5 protein-coding genes are annotated in these 6079 nt (G+C 73.6%); 3 read left to right on the top strand and 2 right to left on the bottom strand.

All coding sequences use genetic code 11. The features are described from left to right. Nucleotides 1-30: 30 nt before the first annotated feature. The gene (locus ACFV6I_RS36725; protein ID WP_063347065.1) at nt 31-1152 is read right to left on the bottom strand and encodes a HoxN/HupN/NixA family nickel/cobalt transporter; all 1122 of its coding nucleotides are present in this window, start codon (nt 1150-1152) and stop codon (nt 31-33) included. A 337-nt stretch (nt 1153-1489) separates the two neighbouring features. Here ACFV6I_RS36725 and ACFV6I_RS36720 point away from each other — a divergent pair, with 337 nt between their 5' ends. Further along, nucleotides 1490-3358, top strand: coding sequence for a CocE/NonD family hydrolase (locus ACFV6I_RS36720; protein WP_380430346.1), 1869 nt, complete (start codon nt 1490-1492; stop codon nt 3356-3358). 48 nt (nt 3359-3406) lie between these two features. Further along, nucleotides 3407-4099, top strand: coding sequence for an aspartate/glutamate racemase family protein (locus tag ACFV6I_RS36715; RefSeq protein ID WP_380430344.1), 693 nt, complete (start codon nt 3407-3409; stop codon nt 4097-4099). 43 nt (nt 4100-4142) lie between these two features. Here the strand turns inward: ACFV6I_RS36715 and ACFV6I_RS36710 are convergent, their stop codons facing one another. Beyond that, nucleotides 4143-4601 carry a MarR family winged helix-turn-helix transcriptional regulator gene (locus ACFV6I_RS36710; RefSeq protein WP_063347068.1) on the bottom strand — a complete coding sequence of 153 codons (459 nt, stop codon included), beginning with the start codon at nt 4599-4601 and terminating at the stop codon, nt 4143-4145. A gap of 129 nt (nt 4602-4730) precedes the next feature. On the opposite strand from ACFV6I_RS36710, the gene ACFV6I_RS36705 reads away from it, so the two are divergent. Continuing rightward, nucleotides 4731-5987 (top strand): alpha/beta hydrolase, encoded by a 1257-nt coding sequence (locus ACFV6I_RS36705; RefSeq protein ID WP_380430341.1) that lies wholly within the window; start codon nt 4731-4733, stop codon nt 5985-5987. Nucleotides 5988-6079: the final 92 nt, after the last annotated feature.

Below are 6079 nucleotides of genomic sequence, written 5' to 3'. Positions count from 1 at the left end.
GTCCGGTCACCGCCCCCCTCGGGGTTTGTGCTACTCCGACTTGGCGGCCGCGGCGGCCAGGCCGGCCGACCACTTCTCCTCGACCTTGCCGAACTTCCAGTAGGCGATCGCCGCGACCCAGGTCAGCACGAACAGGCCGACGATCGCGTAGCCGACGAAGTTGAGGTCCAGCCCGCCGATCCAGGCGATCGGGCCGCTGGTGATGTCCAGCTTCTCGCCGAGCAGGCCGATCAGCTCGACCAGGCCGATCACCAGCGCGACCAGCACCGACAGGCCGGTGACGGTCAGGTTGTAGTAGATCTTGCGGACCGGCTTGGAGAAGGCCCACTCGTAGGCGAAGTTCATGAACGAGCCGTCGATGGTGTCCAGCAGGCTCATCCCGGCCGCGAACAGGATCGGCAGCGTGAGCAGCGCGTACCAGGGCAGCGAGAACGCGGCCGCGCCGCCGGCCAGCACCAGCAGCGACACCTCGGTGGCGGTGTCGAAGCCGAGGCCGAACAGCAGGCCCACCGGGTACATGTGCCAGGGCTTGGTGACGGCCCTGGTCACCCGGCCGAGGATGCGGTTCATCAGCCCGCGCCGCTCCAACTGGCGCTCCAGCTCGGCCTCGTCGTACTCGCCCACGCGCATCCGGCGGAACACCTTGAGGATGCCGTTGAAGGCGCCCAGGTTGATCAGGCCGAGGAGCAGCAGGAACGTCCCGGAGACGGTGGTGCCGATCAGGCCGGTCATCGTGTGCAGGGTCGAGTCGTCAGCCTCCACCTGGTCGGCGAGCGAGCGGATGCCGAAGGCGAGCAGCGCGCAGAGGCCGAAGACGATCGAGGAGTGCCCGAGCGAGAACCAGAAGCCGACCGACAGGGGCCGCTTGCCCTGGCCCATCAGCTTGCGGGTGGTGTTGTCGATCGCCGCGATGTGGTCCGCGTCGAAGGCGTGCCGCATCCCGAGGGTGTAGGCGGTCAGGCCCATGCCCGCGCCGAACACCTGGCCGCCGACGTTGTAGTGCTCGGGTGCGACCAGCGCGAGCAGGGTGAACCAGCCGACGACGTGCAGCACGAGGATGAAACCGCCCATCCCGGCCAGGCGCATCCACTCCTCCCGGGTGAGCCGGTCACGCCATCTGACGGGCGAGGCACCTGCGGCGGGGCTGGACATCCTGTGGTCCTTTCGGGTGGTCCGGGCGAAGCTGGGCCATCTTTCCCCCCTCGGGGAAGTAGTTGCAAGTCATGTGCAAATGCCGGACGACGGCGAACGGGGGCATACGGGCGCGGACGAGGGGCGTGCGGCAGCGGGCACACGCCCGCTCGCGCCGGCCTCCACCCCGCCGCCCCACCCGGCGCCCCGACCCGCGGGGCGCGACCACCGCGCAGCCTTCGTCAGGAAATCGGACGATTCCTCCCCTAGGGTCGAGATGCCGACGCCCGCAGCGCGCTCCCCGTACGCGCCGCGGGCCCTCCGGCGCTCACCGGCCCGGGATCCGATGGGAGCGGCCATGCCGTCCTACCCCTTCCGCACCACCCGCGAGGACGTCCGCATCCCGCTGCCCGACGGCACCCGGCTGGCCGCCCGGCTGTGGCGCCCGGTCAGCGACGAACCCGTCCCCGCCCTGCTGGAGTACTCCGCCGGCCGGCTCACCGACCGCACCGCCGCCGAGGACGCCCGCCGCCACCCCTGGTACGCCGGCCACGGCTACGGCGCCCTCCGGGTCGACACCCGCGGCCACGGCAACTCCGACGGCCTGCCCGGCGAACCCGGCGGCGACCAGGAGCTCGACGACGGCGCCGCCGTCCTCGACTGGCTCGCCCGCCGCCCCTGGTGCAGCGGCCGGGTCGGCCTGCTCGGCGTCGGCGCCGCCGGCACCACCGCCCTGCTGCTCGCGGCCCGCGCCCCCGACACCGTCGGCGCCGTGGTCACCGTCTGCCCCGAAGGCGGCCACCGCCTCGGCGGCGCCCTGCTCGCCGCCGACCTGCACACCCGGCTCACCACCCTGGTCTCCGACGCCGCCCTCCCTCCCGACCCCCGGCACGTCGGCGACGCCTGGCGCACCGACTGGCTGGCCCGCCTCGAATCCCTGGACCCGCCCGTCGACGCCTGGCTCGCCGCCGGCGAGACCACCGTCCCCGTCCCCGCCCCCACCTTCGCCGTCGCCGGCTGGGGCGACCCCTCCTGCTCCTTCGTGCTGCGGCTGCTCGCCACCTCTCCCACCGCCCGCGCCCTGCTCGGCCCCTGGCCGCACGGCCTGCCCGAGGACACCCTCCCCGAGACCCTGCGCTGGTGGGACCACTGGCTGCGCGACCTCGACACCGGCGCCCTCGCGGAGCCCGCCCTGCGCAGCTGGATCGGCACCCGCTGGACCGGCGAGGAGACCTGGCCCTCCCCCGACGTCCGGGAGATCCACTACGGCCTCGACGGCCCGCTGCGCACCGCCGGCACCGCCTCCGACGACCGCCACGTCCGCGTCCGCTCCCCGCAGCACACCGGCCTCAACGCCGGCGCCTACGTCCCGCTCGGCCGCCCCGCCGACCAGCCGCCCGACCAGCGCGAGGAGGACGGCCGCTCGGTCTGCTTCGACTCCCAGCCGCTGCCCGAACCGGTCGAACTGCTCGGCACCCCGACCGTACGGCTGCGCCTGCGCGAGGGCGGCCCGCCCGCCCAGATCACCGCCCGGCTCTGCGCCGTCGGCCCGGACGGCACCTCCACGCTGCTCACCCGGGGCGTCCTGGTCGCCGCCGGCCCCGACGCGGACGTCGAGCTCGCCGCCTGCGCCGGCACCGTCCCGGCCGGGCACCGGCTGCGGCTCGCCCTCTCCTCGGTCTACTGGCCGTGGGTGTGGCCCACCCCGGACGACGCCGGCTACGCGCTCGACCCGTCCCGCTCCGCCCTCACCCTGCCCACCCGCCACCTCGCCGCCGACATGGGCGCCGCCCCCGTCGCCTTCGAGGCCCCCGCCCTGCCCGAGCCGCTCGACATCCACCGCACGGAGCCGCTGACCGCCCGGCCCGAGCACGTCACCGTGCACGACATCGGCCGCCGGGAATGGCGTGCCGAACTCTCCCCCGCCACCGACGGCAGCCGCACCCACCCCGACGGCCTGGTCCGCGACGAGCACACCGTCACCGCCTACCGGGTGCTCACCGGCGCCCCGCTCAGCGCCCAGGCCCGCACCGACCACACCGTGCGCCTCGAACGCCCCGACATCGGCTGGGACGTCACCGTCCAGACCCGCACCCAACTGCGCTGCGACGCCGGGCACTTCCTCAGCATCGTGCAGCTGCGCGCGCTGGAGGCCGGCTCGGTGGTGTTCGCCCGGGAATGGCAGCACCGCGTGCCGCGCTGGATTCCGCAGGGCGATTCCAAGTAATCCTTATACCTTTGCTTTCAATTCCTGCATTGCTTTATAAATGGCGGCATGAAGACCCTCGGCCTGATCGGCGGCATGAGCTGGGAATCCACCGCCGAGTACTACCGCCTCCTCAACGAACTCACCCGCGACCGTCTTGGCGGCCTGCACTCCGCCCCGCTCGTGCTGTACTCGGTCGACTTCGCCGCCATCGAACGCCTCCAGGCCGACGGCCGCTGGACCGAGGCCGGCGAGGTCCTGGCCGGCGCGGCGCGGTCCCTGGAGGCCGCCGGCGCCGAACTGCTGCTGATCTGCACCAACACCATGCACAAGGTCGCCGACCAGGTCACGGCCGCGACCCCCGTCCCGCTGCTGCACCTCGCCGACGCCACCGCGGACGCCGTCCGGGCCGCCGGACTGCACCGGATCGGGCTGCTCGGAACGGCCTTCACGATGGAACAGGACTTCTACCGCGGCCGGTTGGCCGCCCACGGCCTCGACGTCCTCGTCCCCGGCCCCGACAGCCGCGCCCTGGTCCACCAGGTGATCTACCAGGAGCTGTGCCTCGGCCTGGTCCGCGAGGAGTCCCGCGCGGCGTACCGCCGGGTGATCGACGAACTGGTGGCCGCCGGCGCCCAGGGGATCGTCCTCGGCTGCACCGAGATCGAACTGCTCGTCCGCCCCGAGGACAGCCCCGTCCCCACCTTCCCCACCACCCGCCTGCACGCCGAGGCCGCCATCACCGCCGCCCTGGCCCCGTAACGGCCGCCGCGGCGGCCCCGCGGCGGCCCCGCGACGGCCCCGGTCAGAGGCGGTCGTAGATGGCGGCCAGCTGCCGGAGCACGTCGGTCGCGGCGTCCAGGGCGGGGGCGTCGTGGTGGGCGAGGGCGGTGTCGAGTGCCTGCGCCAGGGTGGTCTGGCGTTCGTCGTGGCGGCGGCGGCCCGCGTCGGTGAGGGCGACCAGGACGGACCGCTTGTCGCCCGGGGGGCGTTCCCGGGTGACGTAGCCGGCGGTGGCGAGGTTGTTGACCAGCTGGGTGGTGGCGGCGCTGGTGGTCTCGGTGGCGGCGGCGAGCTGGCCGATCGACAGCGGGCCCGCCTCGGCCAGGACGCGCAGGGCCCGGGCGTGGGTGAGGGAGAGCGCGCCGGGGGTGCGGGTGGCGCGTCCGCGCAGGCGGGAGTCGGCGGCGCTGAGGCTGTAGGCGGCGCGGGCGAGCTGGTCGAGGGCCTGCTCGCGGGCGGGGGTGGGCTGGGGCTGCGACATGGGGGCGGCCTCCGTGGCTCGATCGATGGGCGGGTTGACAACAGAATATCCTAAGTACTTAATAGATAAGTACTTAGCGACTCGGCGGCACCGCCACCGAGCCCCCTATCGACACGGAGGACACCCGTCATGACCGTTCGTTCGACCGGACAGAGCTGGGCCCTGGACATCGCCCTCGCCCAGGGCGGCTTCGACGCCCTGCACCCCCAGGCCAAGGGCACCCTGGAGCAGCTCGGCCACGACCACACCGACTTCGACAAGGTCTTCGCGCTGGTGCAGAGCGGGGCGATGCTCCCCAAGGCCTGGGCCACCGTGGCCGGGCAGGCCGAGGAGCGCGCCGCCCACCACGAGCGGGGCGGCTTCGCCCAGACCGCCGCCGACCTGTACGTGCGCGCCGCGGTGATGTGGGGCCGCGCCCAGTACTCCGTCTTCGACGCCACCGACCCGCGCAAGCTCGCCTTCCGCGAGCACGCCAACCACTGCGTGGAGCGCCTCGGCGCGCTGCGCGACGACCGGGTCCGCCGGGTGGAGCTGGACTTCGAGGGCGGCCGGATCTACGGCCTGCTGCACCTGCCGGCCGGCGAGGTGCGCAACGCCCCCGCGGTGATCCTCGGCCCGGGGATGGACATGATCAAGGAGGACTACATCTACGCCGCCGAGCGGTACTACACCTCCCGCGGCATCGTCGCCCTGTCCATCGAGGGCCCCGGCCAGGGCGAGACCCGGGCGGGCGGGCTCACCGTCGACCTCACCAACTACGAGCGGGCGATCAGCCGTTACCTCGACCACCTGGCCTCGCTCCCGGAGGTCGACCCGCAGCGGATCGGCATGTTCGGCATCTCGATGAGCGGCTACTGGGGCTCGCGCGCCGCCGCCGCCGACCGCCGGCTCGCCGCGCTGGCCGCCTTCGAGGCGGTCACCGGCGACTTCCAGACGATCTTCGAGCAGGCCCAGCCGACCTTCAAGAACAACTACATGTACATGGCCGGCTACACCGACGAGGAGGCCTTCGACCGCGAACTGGTCGCCCGGATGCCGCTCGGCGACCTCGTCCAGGAGATCGACTGCCCGGTCCTGTACGGCATCGGCGAGTTCGACGAACTGACCCGACTGGAGCAGGCCCTGGCCAACTACGAGCGCATCCGCGCGCCCAAGGAACTGCGCGTCTACGAGAACGAGTTCCACCCGCTGGGCGGGGTCGCCGCCGAGATCTTCCGCTTCGGCGCGGAGTGGATCGAGCGCGCCCTGAACGGCGAGTTCGCCGAGGCCGGGCGCGACGTGCGGCACTACGTGCACCACGACGGCCGCACCACCGACGGCACCGCCAACCCCACCTGGTGGCTCGGCGCCGTCCCCGCCCAGATCACCGCCGCCCGCCGGGCGTGAAACCGGGCGGCCGCCGGGCGTGACACCGGACGGCCTCCGGGCGGCCTCCGGGGGTGGCGGGGCGGCGCGCGCGTGGGGGGGGCGCCAGTGTA

Source organism: Kitasatospora sp. NPDC059803, from assembly GCF_042732255.1.
In the GTDB taxonomy this organism is placed as follows: Bacteria; Actinomycetota; Actinomycetes; order Streptomycetales; family Streptomycetaceae; genus Kitasatospora.
The sequence above is the reverse complement of the archived record's forward strand: the minus strand, read 5'-3'. Positions and strand labels throughout refer to the sequence as shown.

Bases quoted from the DNA above. Each gene is read 5' to 3' on its own strand.
- ACFV6I_RS36725 (WP_063347065.1), bottom strand. From the start codon at position 1,152: ATGTCCAGCCCCGCCGCAGGTGCCTCGCCCGTCAGATGGCGTGACCGG.
- ACFV6I_RS36720 (WP_380430346.1), top strand. From the start codon at position 1,490: ATGCCGTCCTACCCCTTCCGCACCACCCGCGAGGACGTCCGCATCCCG.
- ACFV6I_RS36715 (WP_380430344.1), top strand. From the start codon at position 3,407: ATGAAGACCCTCGGCCTGATCGGCGGCATGAGCTGGGAATCCACCGCC.
- ACFV6I_RS36710 (WP_063347068.1), bottom strand. From the start codon at position 4,601: ATGTCGCAGCCCCAGCCCACCCCCGCCCGCGAGCAGGCCCTCGACCAG.
- ACFV6I_RS36705 (WP_380430341.1), top strand. From the start codon at position 4,731: ATGACCGTTCGTTCGACCGGACAGAGCTGGGCCCTGGACATCGCCCTC.